This is a genomic window from Aequorivita todarodis (assembly GCF_028561335.1).
Classification (GTDB): domain Bacteria; phylum Bacteroidota; class Bacteroidia; order Flavobacteriales; family Flavobacteriaceae; genus Aequorivita; species Aequorivita todarodis.
Map to the genome: position 1 here is coordinate 25,050 of NZ_JAQQTG010000020.1, position 25,798 is coordinate 50,847.

23 protein-coding genes are annotated in these 25,798 nt (G+C 40.8%); 3 read left to right on the forward strand and 20 right to left on the reverse strand.

Features of this window, described 5'->3' with window-relative positions; genetic code table 11:
• Positions 1-34 precede the first annotated feature (34 nt).
• The 10 genes from POV26_RS09295 to POV26_RS09340 all read right to left on the reverse strand — a co-directional run bounded on the left by POV26_RS09295 (position 35) and on the right by POV26_RS09340 (position 13,338).
• Positions 35-937, reverse strand: coding sequence for an N-acetylglucosamine kinase (locus POV26_RS09295; RefSeq protein WP_272856204.1), 903 nt, complete (start codon positions 935-937; stop codon positions 35-37).
• A 3-nt stretch (positions 938-940) separates the two neighbouring features.
• The gene (gene gap / locus POV26_RS09300; protein ID WP_272856205.1) at positions 941-1,936 is read right to left on the reverse strand and encodes a type I glyceraldehyde-3-phosphate dehydrogenase; all 996 of its coding nucleotides are present in this window, start codon (positions 1,934-1,936) and stop codon (positions 941-943) included.
• A 102-nt stretch (positions 1,937-2,038) separates the two neighbouring features.
• The gene (gene pfkA / locus POV26_RS09305; RefSeq protein ID WP_272856206.1) at positions 2,039-3,022 is read right to left on the reverse strand and encodes a 6-phosphofructokinase; all 984 of its coding nucleotides are present in this window, start codon (positions 3,020-3,022) and stop codon (positions 2,039-2,041) included.
• Between the two features lie 247 nt (positions 3,023-3,269).
• On the reverse strand, positions 3,270-5,114 hold the full coding sequence (locus POV26_RS09310; RefSeq protein ID WP_272856207.1) for a CocE/NonD family hydrolase: 1,845 nt from the start codon (positions 5,112-5,114) through the stop codon (positions 3,270-3,272).
• Positions 5,115-5,120: 6 nt separating this feature from the next.
• Positions 5,121-6,428, reverse strand: a complete 1,308-nt coding sequence (tilS, locus tag POV26_RS09315) for a tRNA lysidine(34) synthetase TilS (protein WP_272856208.1) — start codon at positions 6,426-6,428, stop codon at positions 5,121-5,123.
• A gap of 9 nt (positions 6,429-6,437) precedes the next feature.
• Positions 6,438-7,142, reverse strand: coding sequence for a DUF3307 domain-containing protein (locus POV26_RS09320; RefSeq protein WP_272856209.1), 705 nt, complete (start codon positions 7,140-7,142; stop codon positions 6,438-6,440).
• A 4-nt stretch (positions 7,143-7,146) separates the two neighbouring features.
• A complete protein-coding gene (locus tag POV26_RS09325; RefSeq protein ID WP_272856210.1) occupies positions 7,147-7,833 on the reverse strand; it encodes a helix-turn-helix transcriptional regulator in 687 nt (228 codons plus the stop codon).
• Between the two features lie 132 nt (positions 7,834-7,965).
• On the reverse strand, positions 7,966-9,267 hold the full coding sequence (locus POV26_RS09330; protein ID WP_272856211.1) for an anthranilate synthase component I family protein: 1,302 nt from the start codon (positions 9,265-9,267) through the stop codon (positions 7,966-7,968).
• Positions 9,267-9,809, reverse strand: coding sequence for an NADPH-dependent FMN reductase (locus POV26_RS09335; RefSeq protein WP_272856212.1), 543 nt, complete (start codon positions 9,807-9,809; stop codon positions 9,267-9,269). Before POV26_RS09335 ends, POV26_RS09330 begins: the two co-directional genes overlap by 1 nt.
• Before the next feature lie 85 nt (positions 9,810-9,894).
• Positions 9,895-13,338 carry a M36 family metallopeptidase gene (locus tag POV26_RS09340; protein ID WP_272856213.1) on the reverse strand — a complete coding sequence of 1,148 codons (3,444 nt, stop codon included), beginning with the start codon at positions 13,336-13,338 and terminating at the stop codon, positions 9,895-9,897.
• A 207-nt stretch (positions 13,339-13,545) separates the two neighbouring features.
• Here POV26_RS09340 and POV26_RS09345 point away from each other — a divergent pair, with 207 nt between their 5' ends.
• Positions 13,546-14,079 (forward strand): RNA polymerase sigma factor, encoded by a 534-nt coding sequence (locus POV26_RS09345; protein ID WP_272856214.1) that lies wholly within the window; start codon positions 13,546-13,548, stop codon positions 14,077-14,079.
• 6 nt (positions 14,080-14,085) lie between these two features.
• On the forward strand, positions 14,086-14,880 hold the full coding sequence (locus POV26_RS09350; RefSeq protein WP_272856215.1) for an anti-sigma factor: 795 nt from the start codon (positions 14,086-14,088) through the stop codon (positions 14,878-14,880).
• 265 nt (positions 14,881-15,145) lie between these two features.
• Here the strand turns inward: POV26_RS09350 and POV26_RS09355 are convergent, their stop codons facing one another.
• The 3 genes from POV26_RS09355 to POV26_RS09365 all read right to left on the reverse strand — a co-directional run bounded on the left by POV26_RS09355 (position 15,146) and on the right by POV26_RS09365 (position 17,970).
• Entirely contained in the window at positions 15,146-16,423 is a 1,278-nt protein-coding gene (locus POV26_RS09355) for a tetratricopeptide repeat protein (protein ID WP_272856216.1), read from the reverse strand.
• Between the two features lie 101 nt (positions 16,424-16,524).
• Positions 16,525-17,160 (reverse strand): DUF4331 family protein, encoded by a 636-nt coding sequence (locus POV26_RS09360; RefSeq protein ID WP_272856217.1) that lies wholly within the window; start codon positions 17,158-17,160, stop codon positions 16,525-16,527.
• Positions 17,161-17,274: 114 nt separating this feature from the next.
• Complete coding sequence (locus tag POV26_RS09365; RefSeq protein WP_272856218.1) at positions 17,275-17,970, reverse strand: DUF4331 family protein; 696 nt, start codon at positions 17,968-17,970, stop codon at positions 17,275-17,277.
• A 146-nt stretch (positions 17,971-18,116) separates the two neighbouring features.
• On the opposite strand from POV26_RS09365, the gene POV26_RS09370 reads away from it, so the two are divergent.
• Entirely contained in the window at positions 18,117-19,346 is a 1,230-nt protein-coding gene (locus POV26_RS09370; protein WP_272856219.1) for an LETM1-related biofilm-associated protein, read from the forward strand.
• Positions 19,347-19,432: 86 nt separating this feature from the next.
• Here the strand turns inward: POV26_RS09370 and POV26_RS09375 are convergent, their stop codons facing one another.
• The 7 genes from POV26_RS09375 to POV26_RS09405 form a co-directional block, all read right to left on the reverse strand.
• Positions 19,433-20,188 (reverse strand): LytR/AlgR family response regulator transcription factor, encoded by a 756-nt coding sequence (locus POV26_RS09375; protein WP_272856220.1) that lies wholly within the window; start codon positions 20,186-20,188, stop codon positions 19,433-19,435.
• Positions 20,189-20,333: 145 nt separating this feature from the next.
• A complete protein-coding gene (locus POV26_RS09380; RefSeq protein ID WP_272856221.1) occupies positions 20,334-20,639 on the reverse strand; it encodes a 2TM domain-containing protein in 306 nt (101 codons plus the stop codon).
• A 13-nt stretch (positions 20,640-20,652) separates the two neighbouring features.
• Positions 20,653-20,970: a 2TM domain-containing protein gene (locus POV26_RS09385; protein WP_272856222.1), complete on the reverse strand. Its 318-nt coding sequence runs from the start codon at positions 20,968-20,970 to the stop codon at positions 20,653-20,655.
• Position 20,971: 1 nt separating this feature from the next.
• The gene (locus tag POV26_RS09390; protein WP_272856223.1) at positions 20,972-21,280 is read right to left on the reverse strand and encodes a 2TM domain-containing protein; all 309 of its coding nucleotides are present in this window, start codon (positions 21,278-21,280) and stop codon (positions 20,972-20,974) included.
• A gap of 98 nt (positions 21,281-21,378) precedes the next feature.
• Positions 21,379-22,707 (reverse strand): 2TM domain-containing protein, encoded by a 1,329-nt coding sequence (locus POV26_RS09395; protein ID WP_272856224.1) that lies wholly within the window; start codon positions 22,705-22,707, stop codon positions 21,379-21,381.
• A gap of 77 nt (positions 22,708-22,784) precedes the next feature.
• On the reverse strand, positions 22,785-23,447 hold the full coding sequence (locus POV26_RS09400) for a tetratricopeptide repeat protein (protein ID WP_272856225.1): 663 nt from the start codon (positions 23,445-23,447) through the stop codon (positions 22,785-22,787).
• Positions 23,448-23,636: 189 nt separating this feature from the next.
• Entirely contained in the window at positions 23,637-25,790 is a 2,154-nt protein-coding gene (locus POV26_RS09405) for a TonB-dependent receptor (protein WP_272856226.1), read from the reverse strand.
• Positions 25,791-25,798 lie beyond the last annotated feature (8 nt).

Here is a 25,798-nt window from a genome sequence, read left to right on the forward strand (position 1 = left end):
GATTTTAGATTTATGATTTTAGCGTTGGGATTTGTTATTTGTTATTTGGAATTTTCTCTTTATAATAATCGATCAATCCATCAATGGGCCGTTGCACGATGTTTCCAAGTTTAAGGTTGTGTGCCGCAAAGCATTCCTTTATAATTTCTTCCGAAAAATGTGCGATGGAGCCAATAAAATGGACTGGCACTTCGTGCGCCTTTTCATAACAAAGAATGCGACACTCAATAAAGTTTGAAATGCCTTCCTTTATCAGCGCGTAAAAATATGGGTTTATTTCTTTCCCGCCACTTTCAAATTTTTCAAAATTAGGTTGGCGGGCAGGCTGTGTAAATATGAATTGCGCAAATGACGCCAAATATGCGTTTGGATTTGGCTTTTTATAAAGATTCATCTTTATTTCATCGGCTTCCAAATTGAAACGTTTTTCAAATTCTGAAGCAATTTCTTTCGGCATTCTCTTGTAATAATAATCGCGGATCAATCTTTTTCCGAAGTAATTTCCACTGGCCTCATCCATCAAAATAAAACCTAGAGAGGGAATTGAGGAGTGAATCTGGGTGCCATCAAAATAGCAACTGTTGCTGCCCGTACCCAAAATGCACACAATTCCCGGTTTGGTAGTGGCGGCAAAAACAGCTGCAGACATATCTTCGGAAACGTTAACTTTTGCATTTGGAAAAAGTTCTTCCAAAACTTTCTTTAAAATACTTCGCGGTGTTGCAGTGCCACAACCTGCACCATAAAAATCCAGAATCTCAACACTATTGAAGACGTTTTTTAAAGTTTCGTTTGAAGCGATGCGAAGCAACAATTCCTCTTTGGGAACCACGGTAGGGTTCAACCCGGAAGTAGCTGTTTTAAAGACCACATGGCCAGCATTGTCCAGCAATACCCAATCACATTTTGTAGAACCGCCGTCGGTTATTAGGGTCATAAATTATAGCGTTGCAACGTGAGCGGCCAAATCAACCAGTTTTGCGGAGTAGCCGTATTCGTTATCGTACCAAGCCACTAACTTAAAGAAATTATCGTTAAGCGCAATGCCGGCATTGGCATCAAAGGTGCAAATGTATGGATCCGAAACGAAATCCTGTGAAACCACTTCGGCTTCGGTGTAGTTTACGATTCCTTTATAATTGGTTTCCGAAGCTTTTTTGAAGAGTGCCTTTATTGCTTCGTAGGTGGCGGGTTTTTCAGTGCGAACCGTTAAATCTACCACGGAAACATCTGTGGTTGGCACGCGGAAAGCCATTCCCGTCAGCTTGCCCTTCAACTCTGGAATTACTTTGGTTACGGCAACGGCGGCACCCGTGGTTGTTGGGATTATATTGCTCAATGCGCTTCTTCCCAACCGATAGTTTTTCTTTGAAGGCTGGTCAACCGTGGACTGCGAAGCCGTTACGGAATGGACCGTGGTCATCAACGCTTCAATAATTCCGTATTCGTCGTTGATTATTTTTGCCATTGGCGCAAGGCAATTTGTGGTGCAGGAAGCGTTTGAAATTATTGTATCGGAAGGCTTAATTTTTGTATGGTTCACGCCCATCACAAACATAGGAGCCGTTTTTGAAGGAGCGGAAATGATTACTTTTTTGGCGCCCGCCTTTAAGTGTGCCGAAGCGGTATCAACTTCCTTGAAAATTCCGGTGCAGTCAATAATAATTTCGGCACCCACTTCGTCCCATTTTAAATTTTCGGGATTTTTTTCGGCGGTGACCCTTATTTTTTTTCCGTCAACGATTAAATTTCCATCCTTCACTTCTACTTTTCCGGGATATTTTCCGTGCACGGAATCATATTGCAATAAATAGGCTAAGTGATCTACTTCCAGCAAATCATTCACAGCAACTATTTCTATATCGTTTCTTTGGGATGCAATTCTAAAGGCTATTCGGCCTATTCGGCCAAAGCCGTTGATTCCTATTTTTATCATGTTTATTGGTTAATCGTTATTTGTTAATTGTTAATCGTTAATTGTTAATTGGAGTATCGCCGTTCCCAAACTCTGCTCCCGGCATCCGTCATCGAACATCCGTCAGATTGAAATAATATCTGCCACACGAATCAATTCTTTGTCAATTTCATTGCTGCCCTTTATGGCTTCGGAAAAAGGGACTGAAGTTACTTTATTGTGGACAATCCCGATCATAACATTGGTTTCGCCGTTTAAAAGTGCATCGACCGCGCCCACGCCCAAACGGCTGGCGAGCACGCGGTCATAACAACTGGGTGCACCGCCGCGCTGAATGTGGCCCAAAACGGTAACCCTAACTTCGTATTCCTTCAGATTTTCTTCAATATACTGGGCGAGCCCAAAAATATTCTTTCCTACTTGGTCGCCTTCGGAAACCACCACGATACTTGAGGTTTTCCCCGATTTTTTACTTCGGCTCAACGATTCAAGTAAACGTTCGCGGCCCATATTCTGTTCGGGGATCAAAATTTCCTCCGCTCCTGCCCCAATACCCGCATTCAACGCAATATCGCCCGCATCGCGGCCCATTACTTCTACCAAAAAAAGGCGGTTGTGCGAGTTTGCCGTGTCGCGAATTTTATCAATCGCTTCCACAACCGTATTCAAAGCCGTGTCGTAACCTATGGTATAATCCGTGCCATTAATATCATTGTCAATGGTTCCCGGAAGGCCAACAATGGGGAAATTGAATTCCTTTATAAACACCGAAGCGCCCGCAAAAGTACCGTCGCCGCCAATAACAATTAGGGCGTCAATGTTTTCCTTTTTAAGATTTTCGAGCGCTTTTTTTCTACCTTCAACAGTCTTAAATTCCTTTGAACGGGCCGATTTCAGAAATGTACCGCCACGATTGATTATATTTTTTACGGAACGCGCATTCAACTCTTGGAAATCTCCTTCAATCAAACCTTGCAGACCCCGATAAATTCCAATACATTTCAAATTGTGATACGCACAGGACCTAACTACCGCACGGATTGCAGCGTTCATTCCGGGAGCATCCCCGCCACTTGTTAAAACACCTATTTTGGTTGGCTTTTTCATATTTTGAAAGTTACTATTAATGTTTCTATTTCAAAATGATTTTAATCAGAAAAAAATACGTGTAAGTACGTATAGCATAGAACGATTTCCCGCCTTATATTTGAATCATAGAATTAGTGGATAATGCACAAAGCAATATTTTTTGTGGGGATAGAAAATATTCTTGGTGCACTTTAAAGTTTACTAAGTTAGGTTTGTTAAAGCATCCCGGCCAATGGCCGGGATGCTTGTTTTTATAATACTTTCATCACTCCTTCAAAACGGTAAATTCTATTGCAGAATCATTGTAAACCTTGTGGGTCTGCTTTTTAAAATCTTCCTGTTTTGCTTCAAAAATATTCGGAACGAAGGTCTGCGGATTTAAATCAATCAACGGAAACCACGTGCTCTGCACTTGAATTTGGATTTTATGGCCCTTCTTAAAAGTATGGTTTATATCCTGAAGTTTGATATTCACGGCAGTTTTTTCATTTGGAATAAAAGGCTCGGGATTGCTGAAACTATTTCTGAAACGCCCGCGCATTACCTCGCTACGGACCATCATAAAATAATTGCCCATTTTTAAATATTCCTGTGTTTCGGGAAAATCTTCGGCATCGGGAGGAAAAACGTCAATCACTTTCACAACCCAATCTGCATCCGTTCCCGTTGTGGAAACATTCAGTTTTGCGAGTATTGGGCCTGCCATTGTTATGGCTTCGGTCAACACTGGGGTTTCAAAAACCAGCACATCCGGTCTGCGGGCGGCAAAGCGCTGATCGTCCGTCATATATTTACGCGGGGTAAAAACCATTTTAATGTCTTCGGAATACGGAACCGGTTTTTTTGGATCGCTGATGAATTCTTCAAAAGTGATGCTTTTTTCAGCTTTTTCGTTCAACCGCTGGTTGCGCTGCAGATAATAGGTTTTCTTTTCGGTATTTTTTGGAGGCCACTGCTCGTAGGACTTCCATTGATTGGTCCCTGTTTCAAACATATAGGCCTCGGGCAGGCCTTCGTCTCCGTTTCCTTCATTTTTCAAAAAATGGTTGAAGAATTTCGTTTCAACATCGCGCTGATAATCCCGTGAAATATTATCGCCAAAATATATATTGCCAATGGCCTGTCGTTCCGTAGTACGCGCCCAATCGCCGTGGCTCCAAGGGCCAAAAACAATCGTGTTATAATTGGAACTGTTCTTTTCCACGGCCTGATAACTGTTGAAGGGACCGTATAAATCCTCGGCATCAAAAAGGCCGCCCACAAACATTACGGCAGGCTTTATATTTTTTAGGTGTTGGACAATGCCGCGCGATTTCCAAAATTCGTCATAATTGGGATGCTCCTTCAATTGTTCCCAAAAAACATTGTCTGCTTTAAAGTATCTATCGAGATTGCCTAACGGCCCTGCATCCAAGAAAAACTGATATTGGTCCTTCGTGCCCAAGTCTGCAAAACTGTACCAAGGCTTATCCGTTGGCTGGGTTTTTTCGTGGCCAAAAAGCGGCGTAATGTTCCAATAACTCAACATATAAGCCCCGTTGTGGTGAAAATCGTCAAAAAAGAAATCGCCAATGGCTGCCTGTGGCGAAACGGCTTTCAGTGCCGGATGCGAATCGAGCAACGAATAGGTTGCGTAAAATCCGGGGTAACTAATGCCCCAAACCCCAACATTGCCATTGTTGTTTGCAACGTTTTTTACCAACCAATCTATGCTGTCGTAGGTGTCGCTGGCTTCGTCAATCTGTTGCCCCGTTTTGTTTGGAATGTACGCCCGCATATTGTCGTAAACCCCCTCGCTCATCCAGCGGCCGCGCACATCTTGATAGACCACGATGTTTCCTTCCTTCATTAAAAATTCATTTGGGGAAATTTTTGAGCGAAATTCCGATTCGCCGTAAGGTGCACAGCTATACGGTGTTCGTTGAAAGAGAATGGGGTACTTTTTTGAAGTGTCCTTCGGCGAATAGATCACGATGAAAAGTTTCACGCCATCGCGCATGGTGATTGTGGTTTCGGTTTTGTTGTAGTTTTCCTTTACATAATTTTCTTCCTGGGCAAAGGCGACAAAACCGACAAACAATAAAACGCAGAGTATCTTTAATGATTTCATATTTTTCTAATCTTTCAAATAAGTTATTTTTAATATTTTCTTTGTGTTTTCGGCTACTTTGAAACGGTCGTCCATTCGGTGGCCGATTACCCAAACTATCTTTCCACCGCTCAAAAGCAGCCAGATTTTTTCCTTTTCATTCAAAGGGATTTTTTCATCCTTAAAAAATTTGCTCAGCTTCTTCTTCCCCTTCATCCCAAAAGGTTGAAACGTATCGCCGCTTCTCCATTTTCTAAGTCTTAAAGGGAAATTTAATTTTTCAGAAGCAACGTAAATCAAATTTTTCTCGGTTTCGCCAATGTATTTTGAAGGTGCTATTTTTAAAGTAATAGGTGAAGTGATTCCTGCTTCGGAAACCAAAGATTCTTCATCTAAGTTTTCGGAATCAATTTCGGTAAGCAACAGTTCCTCGCGGTTTTTCAAAAGTCGGTGCGTTTTTGAAAAAACTTGTTTGCCTGTCTGCGCGTCCAGTAAATTTGAAACGTCTTCCCATTCGGTAAACCCAAAACCGTTCAGCAATTCATAAAGCAATGCTTCGGTATGCGGCAATTCCTTCAATTTTTGAATGTTGATTTTATAGGAATCGTCATTTTTTGAGACTGCAAGCTTGTAAACCAACGCCATATAATCCTCAATCAAGTTTTGCGAAGCTTGCAGGTTTTGTTGGGTTTTCCGAAAATTTTTCAAAAGCGATTCGTTTGATTCCTTAAATTTTGGCAAAACTTCCAAACGCAACTTATTCCGAAGGTAATCGGTCTTTTTGTTGCTGCTGTCCTCGCGCCATTTCAAATGGTTTTCTTCGGCAAATTTCAAGATTTCTTCCCGTGAAAAACTTAAAAGTGGTCTGACAATTTTGTTGTTTTCTTTCGGAATTCCAGTGAGTCCGTTTAAACCCGTACCGCGGGAAAGGTTGATGAAAAACGTTTCCAAATCGTCGTCTAATTGGTGGGCGGTCAATAAATAGTCGTATTTAAAATCGTTTAAAATCTCTGCAAACCAATTATAGCGCAGGTCGCGCGCCGCCATTTGGGTTGAGATTCCGTGTTCTTTGGCAAATTTTTTTGTGTCAAAAGTTTCGGCAAAAACCGGTATTTGCAAGTTTTTTGCCAAGCCGATCACAAACATTTCATCTCCGTCGCTTTCCTTTCCGCGGAGCGAAAAATTGCAGTGCGCCAAAGCGATTTCATAATTTGATTGTTTCAATAAATATGTCAAAACTGTACTGTCCAACCCTCCACTGCAGGCAATGAGCAATTTTTTTCCCAATAAAAAAGGAAAATTGGTTTCTATATTTTTTTTGAATCTTGTAAGCAAATTGAAAATTTAGAAAAAATTTATGACTATCCCTGCAATAACGGCTATTCCGAAGCTTAGCATCGTACCGATAAGCACATATTCCGTCTTTAAGGTTTCGTTATTTCCATAGCGGAGAATGGATTTTGCGGCAATCAAAAAACCGACCGCTGAATATTGTGAAACTATGATGAACGTGAGGGTTAAAATGCGCTCCAAAACGCCGATCACCTTTCCGGCGTTGGGCATTTCGTTGTCGCTGGACACTTGTATTTCCGTAGCCAGGAATACTTCCTTTATAAAAATATTTGCAGGTTTTAGGCATACCAAATAGCCAGTGATTATCAGTAAATATTTAAAATTGATAGAAATTTCTAGGGAAGGATTTATTCCGTGCCATTTATCAAATAAAACGACAACTATGGCCATTATTACTAAATGAATGGCTTGATCGATAAAAAACGCGTACCTGCCAAAAAGTTTGCTGTTAATAAGATGGCGTTTAAATCCATCGGTCAAAAAGTGCGTTATGGCAATAATTGCGGCAGCCATCACAAAACCAAGCTGCAATGAAAAAAGCCATGACAGTACAAAACACGCAAGTCCGTGCCAATACAAAAAAGGGCTCTTAAAACCGATCGTATTTTTTTGCTTAGCCAGTTTCCCGGTCTGAAAAAAGTAATCCAAACACAGGTGCGCAATAAATTGGAGCAGCAGCAATTCTTTTAATCCCATAGTTTTAGTTTGAAATTATCAATTTAAAATAATTTACCGCTTCTTCAATGGCATTCCAGCCCACGCTGGTGGAATGTTGGTTGACGGCAGACTGCCCAATGCCAAGGCGTTTGGCTATTTCATCTTCTTGGTTGTTCATCAATTTTAAGTACAAAACTTCGCATTGTCTGGAAGTTGCCTTGCTGAGCAAAACATCCAATAGCGCCAATAAAGGTTGGAAATTTTTATTTAAAGTTTCATTTTTTGATGCGAAAAACAAGGTGTTTTTTATAACGATGCGTTCTTTGTTGTAGGTTGTTTCGCCACTTATTTCACGGCCCGAAAGGTAAATGGCCTCGCCGTCTATCACCCCTTCTTCGGGTTTGTAGCGGCTTAGTTCGCCATATCCTATTGCGAGCCTTATTCCGTGGGTTTTGAACTGTTTTATCCTATTGTCCTCGCTTTTATAATCCTTCATTTTAATGGGAATTGCCTTCACAAAACTTTTTATGGCCAATGCCACTTGCAGTCCTTCCGAGGCCTTCGGAACCACACATTCCAAATAGTCGCCTTTTATGATGCGGCCATATACGTTGAATTCCTCCTTCAGACTATGGAGCAGGGTATTTAGATTTTCCTCAACAAATTTGCGGTCCTGGGTATGCAAACCTGTTGACGAAACAATATCGCCAGAGATAACCGAATAATTCATTCCTTAAAAATTTATTCAAATATATAAATTTATTAGCTTAAACACTAATAAATATGTTTTATTAGCTTAAACACTAATAAATGGACTATATAAGTTTAAACGCTAATAAAAGAGATTTATACGTTTCCGGGCTCATAAAGAATTGTTCAGAACTTCCCGCATAGCCTTTGCTTTCAACAAACATTCTTCGTATTCCTTTTCGGGGATGGAGTTTATTGTAATTGCACTTCCAACGGAAAAACTTACATATTCTTTTGAAGAATTATAGAGAATACTTCTGATAACAACATTAAAATCAAAATCTGCCGAAGGGGAAAAATAGCCGATAGCTCCGCTATATAGCCCGCGTTTGGCATCTTCTATTTCTTCTATAATTTGCATCGCCGAAATTTTTGGCGCCCCCGTCATACTGCCCATTGGGAAGGTATTTCTTAAAATCTCAACGCTGGAGGTATGTTCCGCCACGCTACAGGCGACCGTGGAAATCATCTGGTGCACTTGTTCAAAAGTATAAATGGTGCACAGTTCCTCCACGGAAACACTTCCCTTTTCGGCAATCCGGGAAAGGTCGTTGCGCACCAAATCTGCAATCATTATATTTTCGCTGCGCTCTTTGGGGTCATTGGCCAACTGCTGCGCCATTATTAAATCTTCCTCTTTATTTTTTAGACGCTTTGCCGTTCCTTTTATAGGTTGGGAAACGACGGTGGTTCCCGTTCTTTTTAAATAGCGCTCGGGCGATGCTGAAAGTGCGAAAATATCGTCCAGCTTCAGAAAAACCGAAAACGGCGGTCTTGAAATTTTATTAAGTTGCATAAACGCTTCCATTGGATTGATTTCAGCATCTTCGGAATAAAATTCCTGACAGATGTTAACTTCATATATATCCCCGCGTTTTATGTGCCCAAGCACCTCGCCCACCTTCTGAAAATAACTGTCTTTTGAGGTTCGAATACGTATATTTATAGTTTTTGGGATTTCGGATGCTACGGGCTGTGCGACAATCTCGGAAATGGTTTTTAAATCTTCCTCCATTTCATCGGCAACCATATTCAAATAAAGCACCTCAACATTATTTTCAGAAAAAAGAAACAGTTTTTTGGGTTGAAAAAAATAAAGGTCGGGAAAGTTCAAACCATCAAAATTGTTGGAGTGAAGCTTTTCCACATCATTTTTAAGATCGTAGGAAAGATACCCAAAAATCCAATCTGCGGTACTGGCTTGGTATTCCTTCAGTTTATCAAAAGCATTGTGGGAGTCTGTTTTTAACGCCGTAAACGCATCAACGGCAAGAATTGCCTGATAGCTTTCATGGGCTTGCGAATAGTTATTGCTGTCCAGCCATACCACTTCCTGAAACTGCTGTGACCATTGGAGCAAGCGGTTTTTGGAATCTTCAGTTAAAGAAAAAGGATATTTCTTTACGGTGCGCATTATTGTTCAATTTGATGCACAAAATTTTGGATGACATCCGTAAAGCCGAGGAGCAAAACTTCGTTGGAAATTGATTGGGTCTCTTCAGAAAAATTCTCCGAAAAGGAAGGAAAGCTAAAACTTTCAACTATGATGCCACCAAAGCGGGGAAGCACATATTTTGCATATTCCAGGGCCGAAGCAGCGCCTCGCTTTCCATCTGAAGTGCTCATCAACAATATTTTCTTTTCTTTCAGAAAACCGTAATCCAGTCTTGAAAGCCAATCCAATGTGTTTTTGAAATACGCTGAAACCATTCGATTGTGCTCGTTTACGGAAATAACGAGGGCATCGGCTTCTCTTATCTTGTCATGGAGCATTTTTAGGGCTACGGGATACCCTTTTTCACGTTCAATATCTTCGCCGAATAGTGGCAAATCATAATTTGTAAGTTTGATAATTTCAACCTTATGTGCAGCAATTTGAGACGCTGCAAAACTTACGAGTTTATGGTTGATGGATTTGCTGCTGTTACTGCCTGCAAAAAATAGGATTTTTTTCATCTGCCAAAGTTATTGAAATGGAGGGGTTAAAAAAACCCACGCCAAAAAAATTGACGCGGGTTTAAAAAATGGAAAATTTAACCTATTATAGCTTCACGATGCGTTTTACAACACTTGTGTCTTCGGCATTTATTTTCACAAAATACATTCCCGTTGCAAGGTTATCCAACGAGATATTGGTTTCAACGCCAGCTTCGGAAAGATCTATATTTTTAATAATTCTACCTTTCACGTCCGTAATGATTAGGTTGCCCAATTGTGCCGAGGTATTGTTCTTCAACGTAATCTCGCCAGTTGTCGGGTTTGGATAAAGAAGCAGGTTATTGGCAAATTCATTTTCGCCTATACCGACCAAATAATCAACAGTAACGGTAAAAGTACACGTGTCTTCATTGCCTGCGGCATCCGTTGCAGTCATTGTCATAACCGTAACACCTTCTCCAACCATCGTTCCGGCAACAGGATCTTGCGTTATAACGGGGGCTGGGTTGCAGTTGTCCGTTGCAGTTGCATCGCCGGTGTAATCTGGCAATGTATATTGTTCTCCATTAGGTATCGAAACCATAACATCTGCTGGGCAGGTAATCACAGGATTTTCTGTTTCAACAATAACTTCTGTAAGGGTTCGCTCGCCCGGGCAACCAGCGGTTCCTAAATTGATATCGCTGTTTGGCGTTCCAAAATCGGAAGGCTCACAGATTCCGGACCAGTCTGCAGCAGAATTTGTATCACCAACTCTTCTAAAGGAAGTAGAGCCACAATCTGCAACCAGGGAAGCTCCTGTGCCTGTCCAATCAAGGTCGGCAGCGGTAATATTGAATCCTGAGATTGTAACGTTAAAACCGGCGATTTCACCAGCGCTAAAATTCCAGAATACGGAATCAACCACGTTTCCACTTGGATCAATAATCAATATCCATCCAGTGCCAGCGTTATCCCAGAACAAATTATTGCCCCAATATCCTGAGCCACCGTCATCATTCCAATCAACCACCGTATTGGCGCCCATATTTCCGAGGGTTTTCACTATTGAGTTTACAGAATTGATGTCAGAATAAGGAGTATCACTAACCGCAACTTTATATCCTGTATAATCTGTTGCCACTCCTACGTTTTGAATCTCTAACCTATCTGGGGTTTCCAGATTAATCTCAGAAACGACCAATTGCGACAATGGTCCAGGCGCACTTTCCTGAGCATACACATTAGTGGTCCCTGTGGGTGTAAAAGTATAGGATGTACCTTCAAAGAGGAAGTTGCCGTCCGTTGGGGCATCAAACCATCTTATTACGTTGTTAGGGTCGTTCAGCGTAGCCGTCACGGTTACTGGGTCTCCAAGACAGAAACCAGTTACTCCCGTAGTTGTTGGCCCTGCAGGCACTGCCAAAACCTCAATGGTATCGGTGGCAGAGGATGCTACTGAACAGGGGCCAGCTGGCACGTCATAAGTAATAGTATGAACACCTACGCCTGCAACAGCAGGATCAAATGTGAAAGTAGATCCGTTACCATCATCGGTAACTCCCGGCCCACTATAAGTACCACCGCTTGGTGTTCCACCCGATAAACCGGTCTGTACACCAGAAGTAGCACAAACTTCTTCCAGCACAGACAGGGCAGCTGTTTGTGAAGGAGTATCAAAAGCTTGCGTTCCGTCACTTCTACTGTTTGAAGAACCTTGACTTGCGCTAAAGCCCAAACCTCTTTTTGCAAAAGCATCCCAAAGCAAACATTCGTTTGCACCGCCATAAAGAGCTTGGTCTGCAGCAAAAATCGCATCACGACCATCCACAAAACCGGGGCTACAAGGTTGAAGTTTCATTCCTTCAGTAACCAAAGCCAAAGCTTGAATGTTTCCTGCGTCTAGGTTAACGTCTCCAGTAAAATTGTAAGGGTTTGGATCGAAACCGTGTTCGTCTATCAACGCCCAGGTTACTTCCCAAAGCATTTCGGCCCAAACGGAACCAACGCCATGCGGAACAGCAGCAGTTTTAATAAAATCATATGTCTGTGGGTTCACACTCATATCTGTACTGTATGGATAATCACGAATACCTCCGCCTCCTTGGCCCTGGCCAAAAAGATAGGTACCAACGGCACGGGCATCTGTGCCTACATCACCAGATTCAATGGTCAATAATACTCCAAAAAAGTCACTCCATCCTTCACCCATTTGCTCTTGGTTTTGCAAACAGCTAGATGCAGCTGGGCCACCTGTTAAACGGTTAGATATACCATGGCCATATTCGTGCATGATAACCAAATTGTCAAAATCACCATCTTTATCATTACAGATATACATTTGCATTCTAGGATTGCTTCCGTCAGGAGGAGTACCAAAGTTTGCATTACACGTTCCTGAACCATCTTGTGCTTCCGCATTTACGTAATCGTTTCCTAAACCTCCATTTCCATAGTTATTTTGCTGAAAGTTTCCACTCACTTCATCAAAACCATATTGATACATAATGTCGTGAAAAATATTGTTCATATAGAAAAGATTGGTTATCGCAGCATCTTCATATTGATTTGCATTGGTGTAAATCTGACTGAAAGGATAACCGGTAAATTCCAAATTTGCTCCCGCATCTGGTTGGTAGCCCGGGTTGTTGCCATCTTCATAGGCATTTACATTGTTTCCGCGGGTAACGGTATATTCTGCTCCAGCAGCACCATTCGTGTCATGCCACCCAAAGGGCGAGGCCGTTGGATCTGCTGGTTGAACCTCAATGGTTCGCGCTCCATAATATGGGCTTTCAAGTGGAAGCGCAAATACTTCGTAACACTCTGTACACGCCGCAGGTTTATTGGCGATAATTTCATCATAATTTGGAATATCATATAAGTTTGCATTGAAATCCATCGTCTTCACATCGTTGCTGTGATCGTGATGAATTGCACAGCTAACCATCCAGTTTGCTTTGTTGACGATTTCGCCAGTTGTGGCATTTACCCTTAGGCTCCACCAGTCTGTTTTTCCTTCAATTGAAATATCCCAACACAAAACCAATTGGTCTGTTTCCGTTTGTGCATACATCAATTTTGCAGGAATTGGGCTCAAAGAAATTCCGCCATCGCTGAGCAGGGTTTCTCTGGCAACACCACTGGCACCTTCCAAGACAGACAGGGACCCGTTGATGGAATACCCCAATTGCAGGGCCGCCGCTTGGACTGCCTGTGCCGCTGTAAGCCCAGGCTGATTTGAGCCCGAAAGCTTTTCAGCTGTACTTTTTATAAATTTGTTGTCTTTTGAAATTACTTCTCCGTTCGCCAAAGTGTGGATACCTGATTCCGTTCCATAAATTTCGATTCCATTCAGTAATTGCCTGAAATATATATGCTGAATTCCACTAGTTTTGCTAACAGATTCACTTGTTATTTGCCACTGAACATCTTGTGGCAATAGTTCATTTTGCTCCAGAAAATGATTCAACTGTTTGTTGATCACTCCTGAAAAATTTTGCGCAATCACAGTGCCCGAAAACACCAACATAATTGCCAGGAAGAAACTCCGGGTAACTTTTTTCATTTTTGATTTGTTTGGATTAATACTAGTTTAAAGCAGATTAAGCTTTTGTAAAGCTATTAAAAAAAATATTTTTCACAACTTTTTCTTAAATTACAGAGAGAAATTTAACATATATCTCTTAATATCTGCGATTTTAGGAAACATTCAAAAACTCTTTAAATTTCAAAGTAATAATTTCATTACATTTACTTTCAAAAAAAAAGTTCTATGGAACAACCCAACGATCTCATCATAGCCATGCAAAACGGAGACGAGAAGGCTTTTTCCCGTTTGTACACTATGTATAGCGAGGCTATTTACGGAATCATTTACAGCATTGTTTTGGATGAAAACACCGCAGAGGAATTATTACAAGACGTTTTCATAAAAGTCTGGAACAATGCCGCTTCCTATTCCGTTAAAAAGGGTCGCTTTTTTACCTGGCTTTTGAATATTGCCCGAAATACCGCCATAGACGAAACCCGGTCCAAAGCATTTAAGAACTCTAGAAAAAACCTAAGTACCACAAACTTCGTAGATATATTATCATCCTCAGATAGTTTAAACAGGGCGACCAATGCCATTGGGTTAAAAAAGTTTGTGGCCGCACTAAAACCGGCGTGCATCAAGATAATTGATCTTTTATATTTTAAGGGATTCACACAGGCAGAGGCGTCAAAAACATTGGAAATACCCATAGGAACAGTAAAAACAAGAAACAGGACCTGCATCAATGATTTGCGGGTACTGGTTTTAGGATAAAAAATTATGACCCCAGAAGAAATAATAGCATCAGGAAATTTAGAGCTTTATGTATGTGGCGCATTACCGCCAGATGAAGCTGCTGAAGTAGAAGAGGCAATTGCCGCCCATCCCGAAGTAAAACGTGAAATTGAACTTATTGAAGCGTCGCTTTTGCACCTTGCCGAAACAGTAGCCCCTCCGGTACAAGCAATGACTTGGACCTATATTTTAAATTCAATTAGAAATGCAAAAGATATGGGAGACAGTAAAGTAAGAACCCTAAACTGGCCAGCAATTACGGGCTGGGCCGCTGCCATCTTGTTTGTGGGCGGAATTATGTGGATGCTGAAACAAACCAACGATTTGAACAATTCACTGCAAGTAACTACCACTGAAAATACAATTTTAAAGGAAGAAAAATCTACCATTGAGAACCAACTTGCCGAAAATAACAAAACCCTTGAAATTTTAAGATCCAAAGATTACCAGGCATATACACTTCCGGGAAATCAAGCTGTTGCGCCCGAAGCTTTTGCAAAGGTATATTTGAACAAAAAGGAAAATATAGCTTATATAGATGTGAAAGGTCTGCCCGCTCCTCCCCGCGGAAAGGTGTACCAAGTGTGGTCCCTTAAAATGGAGCCGCTAACACCTACCAGCGTTGGCCTGATTGATCCACAAAACCAAGCAGGCGAAGGAATCTATAAGTTTGTAAACTTCCCCGCTCCAGAAGCTTTCGGAATAACCTTAGAACCGGAGGGCGGAAGCGAAACGCCTACCCTTTCGCAATTATATACTTTGGGAATGATTACCATTTAAGGAGAAATAATATCTTGAATTAAAAACCTGAACGCCCATTCAGGTTTTTTTGTGGAGATGCAACTGAAACACACGAATTTATTTTAAAAATATTCGGCCATCCGTGCCAAAAGAAAAGCGTCCACCATTTCTGACGGACGCTTTAACTAACAAAAAAACTCTGAAAAACCGGTTTAATCGGTTTTCATAAACATCTATCAATTTCTTGATAGATAACCAACCTCAACCATACTTACGTAAAAAACTGAAAGTCGGTTTTCATTTTTTATAAATTTTCTGCTTTTTTCGCTTTTATTGGTCCCAGCTCATAGGCCGCTCCCAGCAATTCTTCTTTGAGCGGTCTTACTTTGTCTTCCATTCCGTTCGCTTTATAGATTAACGCTGAATGAAAAAGCGCCTTGGGTTCTGAAGTTTTGCCTTCCACATATTCCGCTATTGTTCTAAGCGCCGCTTTTTTGTCGCCAGCTTTTAATTGAGAAAAGGCCAATAACTGATAGGTTTCCGGGGTGGCGCGGTTTGTAATTTCCATTGCTGCCAATTTCAGTGCTTTTTGTGGTTCACGGTCTGCGTAAAAATCGATGAGATATGCATTGTACATTCCACCGTAATCAGGATTTTCCGTTGCTTTTATAAATTTTGCATATTCTTTATTTGCTTCTGAAATGTTACCATCAAATTCTGCCATTTGTCCTTTTAGGAGATAATAATCCGGCGCTTTGTGGTTCACCATCACGGAATCCAAGATACGGTTTGCTTCCTTGGTGTTTTTTTCGGAAGAATACGCCATCCAAGCAAGTTGTTTTTTTACATAATGATTGTCCGGTTCCAGCGCCAAAGTCTTCAAATAACTATCGTATGAATCCTGAAGTCTTCCGGCATGGCCATAAAAATCGCCAATGTTGCTATATATCCAAATCTTTAGCCCTTTATTGTCGCGTGCTTCGGCTATCTGCTTCGCCTGTTCCATATATTTTATAGCCGCATCAAGATTGCCGTTGTGGTCGCTCCATTTTGCAAGACGTATCAAATAGTTGAAATCCTTTGGATCTTTAATTTTTCCTAAAAGGGTATCTGCGCGATTGTATTCACCCAGTTCCATAGCTACATCAAAAAGCATCATTTCGGTTTCTCTGTGATTATCTGGATAGGTATATGCGCTATCCAACAATACTTGTGCTTCCTTAAAACGGTGTTGCGAAACGTAATTGTGTGCTAAGCTTCGCAAATAGGAATCTTTATTTCGTGCTGAAACATCATGTGATTTTTTAATAAGCTTTTCAGAGGTTTTTAATTCTGAAATATCTCCCGTAATTCCAAACATCGCAGCGTGTATGCCAGACATACGGCTCATTTCTACCAAATTGGTAGAATCGTTATCAAATTCTTTCTGCCAAAACTCAAACTCTTCGTGAAGCGCATTTTTAGAAGGGGTATTGTTTGTAATTAAATATGGATCGTAATCTTTGCTGTCAGTTATTTTTTGAGCCTTTTCTTGACACCCAAAAAGAACAGCAATACATGCTATTGTTATTATCTTTTTCATCTTTTTAAAAAATTTGTGTTGGTTTCGTTTTTTTATTAAAAACGTTTTTAAACCAAAAAAGAGAACAAACAGTTCTCTTTTTTGGTTTAATATTTACTAAATTAAAATGGTCCAGCCATATAAGGGAAGGTGCTGGAGAATGCAACATCATTAGCTGGTACTCCATCGCTTGTTAAACCAGGATTGTCGGTTCCACCGGGCCCTCCAAAAATCAACAGTAACGATACATCTATCACATCATCAGTCAATGTTCTACCTGTTAGTATTTCTGTTCCGTTGAAATAAGTGGTTATTCCTGTTTGTGCCAACCACAATACATCTCTTGAAAGAACAGTTGTAAATGTAGCAGCATCAAGACCCCCATTTGGAAGCGCATTTGTAGTATATCCAGGATTCAATGCAAGAAGGTTCGTTTGGAACTTACTTTGGAAGGCAGCTTGCATTTCTGAAGGTACAGTTACGTTAAACGAATCTTTGAAACCTGTAGTTCCAAATACGGTATTGATTCCCGGACGACCCATTTGATCTTCCTGAATAAAAGTTCCGCTAAAATCTAGTACTTCACCACAAGGCAGACAATCTGTTCCACCACAGTCAATGCCTGTTTCTTCACCGTTCAGAATTCCATCGTTACAAGTAGCATTAATAATTACGTTATCGTCTTCGTCTTTACATTGCACAAATAATAGCGAAGTTGATATCGCTGCAAAAAGGGTTATATATTTAAATGTTTTCATCTGTATATTATATTTAAGAGTTATGAAGATAGAATGCCGTTCAAATTTTTGAATAAATTTATAATTGGTAAATGGGCATTTCATCTTTTTATAAATTTTTAAGGTTAGCAATTCTTATTGTTTTCTTTTTGTTTCTACCCAAACATTATATATAGGAGTGTTGGGAGCATACGGATTTACACCTGCAATTGCGTTTGGAAGCATTGATTTTGGAAGTTCAATTACTACGCTCAAAACGTTTTTGCCTGCAAAAGTATCATCGCCTGGGTTATCAAAACCTGTAGCTGTTCCTGCAAGAATTTCGTTATACTTGTTAAAATCAAAGAAAAAAGGATCTTCGCGAGGTCCTGCAAAAAACTTCATTCCGTTTTTATCTGTTATTTGAACATCGTCTCTAGTGGAAATTTTCACACTATATGGTGTCGAAGTGGAAATAGTACTTTTAGTACCTTCCGAACCACTAAAAGCTGGAGCCGAAGGACCAAAGAAATACATAGAATCTCCTCGCTTTATAGCTTGGATTACGATATCTTCTTTAAGATCATTGTTGTGATCTATATTGAACTCAATCAATATAGTTTCGTCAAACGTTGCTTGGTCTGTAGGTGCTCCTGGTGCTAAAAGCCCTTGTACGTTGGCAGCAAAAACAAAATTGCTACTGTTTGTGCCCTGAAAAGCATAAAAGTCAGTAATGTCTGCTTTTGTACCTGCAACTGCTGGCGCGTCAATGTGATCTGCAGAAATTAAAACTATCGATAGTGTGGCTATTGCCAGTCCACCGATTATTGCAAAAAATTTTGATTTTTTCATCTTTTTTGTTGGTTTTTATTAATTATTTTTACTTGTTCGCTATACTTACGTTTAATTGTAAGTGCATGGTTTTCACAAATGCGTTAATCTTTTGTTAACGAGGAAAACTGCAGTTTAAGAGCTCTAAAATAACCATAAATAATTCAATGAACCCTTCTGCATCTGATTGGATTTTAAAATTTTTGAATCTTTTTGAAAAAGAGGAACTTATAGATGACTTCAAAAACGAGCACAGGTTTTACGAAGCCCTAAAGCACACGGGGTTTATATATGGGGTGTCTGTTTGTGCGATTCCGAAAAAATCTTTGGGCAACTTGAAGCTTACCAAGGAAGAGCTTACCAAAATAAATCTCTTCCACGCCATGCTGTTTCAGTTTTTTCAGATTAACAAGAATGGCACGTATGAAGAAGCCATCAATAACATTTTGCTTTTTTACAAGCAACTTGAAAAGGGAAAAACGGGTTTTTTCCATAAGTTTTCACTTTCACAAAGCCCTTCAAATACCTTGGAACACATTTTGTCCGCGCGCCTGCAGTCCGCCAATTCGCTTTTAAAGAAAAATACCATTTCCCTGCTTACCCATGCGCTGCTTTATTTGGATATACTGTCCTATAAACATTGGCAAAAAGATCCAAATTCAGCAAAAAAGTATTACCGACAGCAAGAGACCATCGTGCTAACCGCCTGTTTTTACACGTTAAAGTCCAAAAAGAAAAAAACAAAATACGATAAATTGCTGATCGAGCTTTTTGAAACCTCCTCGGAATATATAATTGATGAAAGTGAAGGTGGGGCCGCCACTTTTTTGGATAGCCTGAATTATTTGGACAATGATGAGGATTCCTCGGAAAAGAAATATATACTGGACCTGTGTTGCCTTACGGTGTGGGAAGATTTAAAACTTGACTATTCCGAACAGCAGTTTCTACAGCAGTTATTGGCAACGCTAAATCTTTCCGAAGCAGCGTTGCAGCAAAGCCTTTCTGACTTAGCAGTCTTTTCAAAAAAATATACGGAAAAAATCCTGCTTTTTGAATATTCAAACCCTGTAAAGCAGTTTTACAAACAATCCGCCGCAACGGTGAAACTCTTGATTATTCGCAATAAAGACCGCTTGGCACGCGAGCTGGAGGAAAGCGGCGAGCTGGTTGTCCTTTTGGGCCAATCCACCCTGCGCGATCTTTCTGCTGAAGAAAAAACAAAAGTGAAGGAACAACTGCTGGATATTTGCAAGACCATTCCATCGCTCACTATTTTCCTGCTTCCCGGCGGTACTGTACTTTTGCCTCTTTTGGTAAAGTTTATCCCAAAACTTTTACCTTCTTCATTTCAGGAGAATAGGATAACGCCCCCTAACCCCCCAAGGGAGAAATGACTAAGTTTTTCACACTGAACGCAGCCGAAGGGTTGAATTTTGAATTTTATATTTGGCACCCTGAGCGTATTTGAAGGGTTGAATCTTTATTCCAACCAAAGTTTAAAATCCTTTACACGCTCGCGGGCAACAATTACTTCCTGTTCCTCAAAGCTGTTCAATTTTAACTGAAGACGGGAATTGGTATAGGAAATTATATCTTTTATCGCATTGATATTTACGCAATATTTCCTGCTTATCCTGAAAAAGGTTTCGGGCGAAAGCTCCTGCTCCAACTGTTCCAAAGTAGTTTCCAAAAGGTAATCGCGGCCGTCCACGGTGTGTGCATAGGTGCCTTTGTTTTCGGAATAGAAACACTCAATTTCATCTACAGAAATCATTTTTATATGCTGGCCAATTTTGGTCGTAAACCGCTTTTTATACTCGCGTTCCACAGGATTGACGAGCAGTTTTTTGATGTCCTCAAAATTAAACTGCACGTTTTGGACTGCTGGTTTTAGGGATTTGTATTTATTAACAGCGGCCTGCAGTTCGGCTTCGTCAATCGGTTTCAGCAGATAGTCTATGCTGTTCAATTTGAAGGCTTGCAGCGCATATTCGTCAAAAGCAGTGGTAAAAATGATGGCGCTGTTTACTTCAACAATATCAAAAATCTCAAAGGAAAGGCCGTCGCTCAACTGGATATCCAAAAAAATGAGGTCCGGATGCGGGTTCTTCTGAAACCATTCCACAGCTTCTCCCACGCTGTGCAACATTTGGTTTACGTTCACATCCTGTTTTTCCAGCATGCGCTGAAGATAACGGGCTGAAGGTTTTTCGTCTTCGATGATTAGTACGTTCATTTATTCGTGAATTCGGGACCTGCCTGCCAGAGGCACGACAGGCAGGTTTGTTAATTCGGGATTCGTGAATTCGGGACGGGAATTGGGATTTTCAGTTCTGTCTTCTTTAAATACTGCGCACTGGTACCGGGAACTGTAAACTTTTTTAAAGGTCTTCATCCAAAAACTGTTTTATTTTCTTCTCTTCCCAACGTTTCAAAAAATTGTTTTTCACCTTTAACACAAAGAAAACATAAAGCGCGTGCGAAACAATCCCAAAGCCCCAAAAAATGGCGGTTACATAATTCCCCCAATCGGCAAAATCAATTTCCTTGCCGTTGAAAACGTTTGCGGAAATAAGTATGATTACAGCATTTACGATAATATACACCGCCAAGTGGCTATAAAAACCTTTCAGCATTTCCACTTTTTTCTTTGCTCTTAAATAGGTAAGACTTTTCTTGGTTTCCATTGTTACTTACATTTTATTCTTCTTTCATAAATTTTTTCAATTGTCTTTCTTCCCAGTTTTTTAGGAACGGAAATTTATATTGAAAGACTTTCGCTGCGTGAAATAGCAATCCAATTCCCCAGAAAATAGGGACTATCAAGATATTCCAATCTATCCATTCCACAAAATTTTTGTCGTTCGATTCAATTTGAAAAAACTCCAAAACCCTTCCTCTTACAACAAATAGGGCAACGTTTATAATTACATAAACCAGCAGATGCTTATAAAATCCTTTTAGTGCCTCTACCCTTTTGTGGGCCTTTCGCAATTTTATATTTTCAGGATAATCCATCTTAGTTCCAATTGTTTTTGTTGTTTTTTTCCTCTTCTTCCATAAACTGCTTCAATTTTCTTTCTTCCCAGTCCTTTCCTATAAAAGGCATCCATCTAAAAGCTTTAATGGCCTGAAAAAAGATGCCGATTCCCCAACCGAAAGCCGCCCAGAGAAACCACGGATAATCCCATTGGTTTATATAATAATTCAGTCCAGCCAGCGCAGCGATAAAGATGATGTAAAACATCAAACTGCTATAGAATTTCTTTATTTCGGCAACACGTCGTTTCGCCTTAAAATATTTACTGTCTTTGTTTTCTGGTTCCATAATAGTTGTTTTTAAATTATAGTATAAAAGTAATAGTGCTGAAACCCAATATGAAATAGAATCTTCCGAACTGTACTTTATATAGGATGAACCGTAATTTATTCGTCTTTGTCCATCAGCTCCCTGATTTTGCGTTCCTCCCAATCCTTTCCAAAAAAGGGATTGTAGTTAAAGGTTTCCGAAGCGTGGCTCGTTACGCCAATGCCCCAGCCCACAATAGGAAAGAGCGCCCAGGGAAAACCCGCCCGCGAAATATAATTTAAGTATATAAAAACGGGGACCATCATAACGTATATTGCCAGGTGGATATAAAAACCCTTCAGTTTTTCAACCCGCTTTTTGGCAAGCTTGTATTTTTTTTCTGAAATAAATGTTTCCGGTGTGTTCATAATTTGAAGATTTTCACCCAAAATCGGGATTGCAATGCTGAACTGTTTTGGGTTTTTGTTGATAATCACCGGGCGTTTCGTCAACAGTGCATACCTATCGCGAATGTTGCGCAGGCCCACGCCCGTACTTTCCTTTAAGACCTGTTTTGGCTGACTGTTGTTGGTTACAACCAAATTGCCGTTTTCTTCCGAAATATTTATATGAAGCTTTTTTGAAGGCATAACCTGATTGTGCTTTACGGCGTTTTCCAACAAAAGCTGAAGCGACAAAGGCACAACCTTCGCCTGCGGATTTTTCAATGTTGAAGGCGAAGTAAAAACAATGCTGTCCTCAAAACGGACCGCCAATAGCGACATATAGAGTTCTGCGAATTTCAACTCTTCTTCCAGCGTAACGAGTTCCTTGTTTTTTTGTTCCAAAACGTAGCGATATACTTTTGAAAGCGACGTGGTAAAACGCGTTGCGGCTTCGGGGTTTTCTTCAATTAAACTGGTAAGCACGTTCAAACTGTTGAAAAGAAAATGCGGATCCAATTGGTTTTTAAGGGCATCAAATTTCGCTGAGGCCGTACCGGCAATAATTTTCTGCTCGGTTACCCTGTTTTCCTGTTTGTTTCGATAATAATATACTGCGTAAAAAATTGCGGTAACAACCACCGAAATTATAAAGGAAATGTAGTAATACTGCATTTTTTCAGCAGCAATAAATTCGGAAAAATTCTTTCCTTCTATGATTACTTCCGTAAGAATGCGTATGAAGAAAAGTGCCAAAAGTGTGACCAGAATTCCGCCGAAAAGTCCTTTTAAAAGATTCCTTGCCTTGAAAACTTTATTTGGAAATACCTTCAACAGGAAGTCAAAGTAATACGCATTCACCATATAGAGGATCACGGCATACAGCTGATTATAGAGGAAAGTTATAAGAATGTCCCTTCCGTTATCATAGTGGTAGCCATTGGCATATTGAATCAGCCCCAGAATAATAAAAACGAGGATCCCCACAAAAAATGCCTTGCCGAAATCTTTTAGAATACGCATAACTGTTTTTCCTTTTAATACCTACAAGGCCTTAAAGACCTTGCAGGAGGATTATTTGTGAATTCGTGCCAAAATTTTTACTTACAGCTTTCGGCCTGTATCTGCTTTGCCCGCTCTTCGCCATAGGTTGGGTAAAACTCGCCCGCTGGTTTAAAGGTAGCAAAAAGATCTATGGCCCGTTGAATGTCCTTGCAGTAAGGTTCTATAGGTTGCCCAAAATATTTGGCGCCGCCCATATCCCATTCGGCTTTTGCCAAAATCATCCGTGGATTGTTGGGCGCCAATGCCAAAGCTTTGTTGTAAAGCTCCGAAGCCTTTGCGGAATAGGTCATTCCATACTGCTGCCCGTCATAAACAATCCAAGCAGTGTATAGCTGTGCCTGCAAAACCAGCAAATCTGGGTTGTCCTTGGAAATGGCCATGGCATCATTTATAAAATCCTGAGCTTTGTCCAGTTGCGCTTTCAACTTGGTGCCATCTTTTTCCGTAAAGCTGTTGATCACGTTAATTTGGGCTACGTAGTACGGCGGCAACCAATTGTCCGGTTCAGCCGTCGCGATTCTTTCAAAAACATTCGCGGCTTCCCAGGATTTGTTTTCTTGCCATAACTGAAAGGCCTTTCGCATTCCCTGTTGGTATTTTGTGGGTGCGGAATCCGCATTTGCAGTTGAAGTGTCGGTCTGTGCCTGCATTACCAATACGGTAAAGAAAAGCGTGAGATAAGTGAGTACGTTTTGCATGGTTTTTATTTTTTATTGGTTATTATTTATTGGTTATTATTAATTTTTATTGTTGTTCAAATTTCCATCAAAATATTTCTTCTGAAAAAATCCTTCAACCCAACTGTTGTTTTTGTAGGCTGAACTGTATTCCTTTCCAGCTTTGTCAAAGTTCCCACTTTGAAAATCCCCCTTTGGGAGTTAGGGGGCTTACAGATTATCCAACTGATTATCCCTTCCATCATCGCTAATCGTCCAAAAGAATCCAATAAAAAAGAACTGGTCCGCAGCTGGGCGAAGCTCCCTTCGTGCAAAATTTCCATGGGCATCCGGAGTGTTGGCGTACTGATACCCGTTCACATTTTTAAAGGCAAAGGCATTGTTTATTGAAAAATAGAGAATCTTCTGTTGCGATAACAGATAGGCCCAGTTCAAACTCACACTGTTATAATCCCGGGTTTTATTCTGAAGAAAGCCGGGCTTGTTCAAATCGGTATAGGTTCTTCCGCTTCCGTATTGGTAGCTGAAACCAATTTGGCTTTTCCAATCGTTGATCCAGTATTTGGCCACTACGGAAAGGTTGTGCGTGTTCGCAAAATTCGGGGTAGCTTCCATGGGAAAGTTTTTGTATTTCCGTTCGGTGTCCAAATAGGAATAGCTCACCCAATAATCCACGTTTTTGATGCTTTCGTTGTCTCTCCAAAAAACATCCAAACCTTGTGCGTAACCATCGCCGTTATTGGAAAATATGCTGTTCACATCTGGCATATCATCATTGTAGGTTACCAGGTTTTTGTACTGCTTTCTATAAATTTCCGCGCGGAAAATCCTATTATCGGCAGCATATTGATAGTTCATTATATAATGTTGCGAATGCTCCGCTCCCAAATCACTCGAAAATTTCAACACCTCGTTCTCCGGTTGTTGAAAAAAATCGCCATAGGCCAATGACAACTGACTGCTTTTCCCGGTTTTATAGGCGAACGAAGCGCGCGGCGAAGCGGTAAATTCTTTGAACAGCTCACTATATTCGACACGAATCCCCAATTTTAAAGCCAATTTTCTTGAAAAAATAATATCCGCTTCCGCAAAGGCCGCAGAAATATTATTGTTGAAACCGAGGGCAGCGGCAAAATTGGGCTCGCTGTAATTTTCGTTGAAATCGGTAACAAACTGTTCTGCGCCAAAATTGAGTTTAAAACGGTTGCTGAAACGTTTTTTCAGCTTCAATTTAAAATGCGCCGAATTTTCCACATCCTTAATATTCGCCTCAGCAATGCCCACTTTTGTGTTTCCGTAGGTATAACTTCCGCCTCCGAAAATAGTCCATCCTTCGTTCAGGATTTCAGAATAGCTTGCATTGGTATAAAAATTTTGGTTGTTCAATTTAAAACGCACACCTTCCGGCCGGTTGATGTCTTCCTGCGTAAGTGCAAAGTTGGAAGTATCAAAAGCACCGTAAACCTTCAGCAGCCCATCCCCTATTTTCTGACGGAAAACCGCTTCGCCCGAAGCTGTTTCAAAAGGTTTGTGCCAATCGTTTCTATCGGGAAGAATTGCGATGTACGGTGCCAAATTTATATAGGAAGCATTCAAGCTTAATGAACTTTTGTTCCATTTTTCTGTATGTCCCAGACCGCCACCAACGCTCATAATCGCAATATCGGTCTTTTCTTGATCCGGCTCGTCAATCGTGTTCAAAAGCAACACCGAGGAAAGCGCCTGCCCGTATTCCGCGGAATACCCGCCGGTAGAAAACGTGATGCCGTCAAAAAGAAACGGGCTGTATCTTCCTCGCGTGGGGATGTTGTCGGTCGTGGGACTATAAGGCGTAAAAACGCGGATGCCATCGATAAAAATCTGGGTTTCGTTGGCATCGCCACCACGAACAAAGAGGCGGCCGTCTTCCGCAACCGTTGTGGTTCCGGGCAGCGTTTGCAGCGCACCCACAAAATCGCCCAAGGCACTTGCGGTGGTTACTATATCCAAAGGTTTCAAAACCGAAATCTTGCTATTGTCCCCCGCAGAGAACGAGCCTGCGGAAATAGTTACGGTTTCCAGGGAATTAACATCGTCCCGAAGTACGATTTTTAGGTTTTTCATTTTTGAGACATCCTCCACAATTTTGGAGGTTTCAAAAGAAACATACGAAACGGTCAAGGTTTGTGTGCCGGTTTCGGTAGTTTCAAAAGAAAATCTTCCGTTTTCATCCGTTGATGCCCCGTCGTAAGAGCCGTCCAGATACACATTGGCACCCAAAATGGGAACGTTTTTAGCATCGGTAACAGTTCCCGAAATAGTATTTTGAGCCAAAAGCAGGCTGGGAAAAAGAAGGATTAAAAAAACAATAACTGAAATTTTCATAGAGTGGT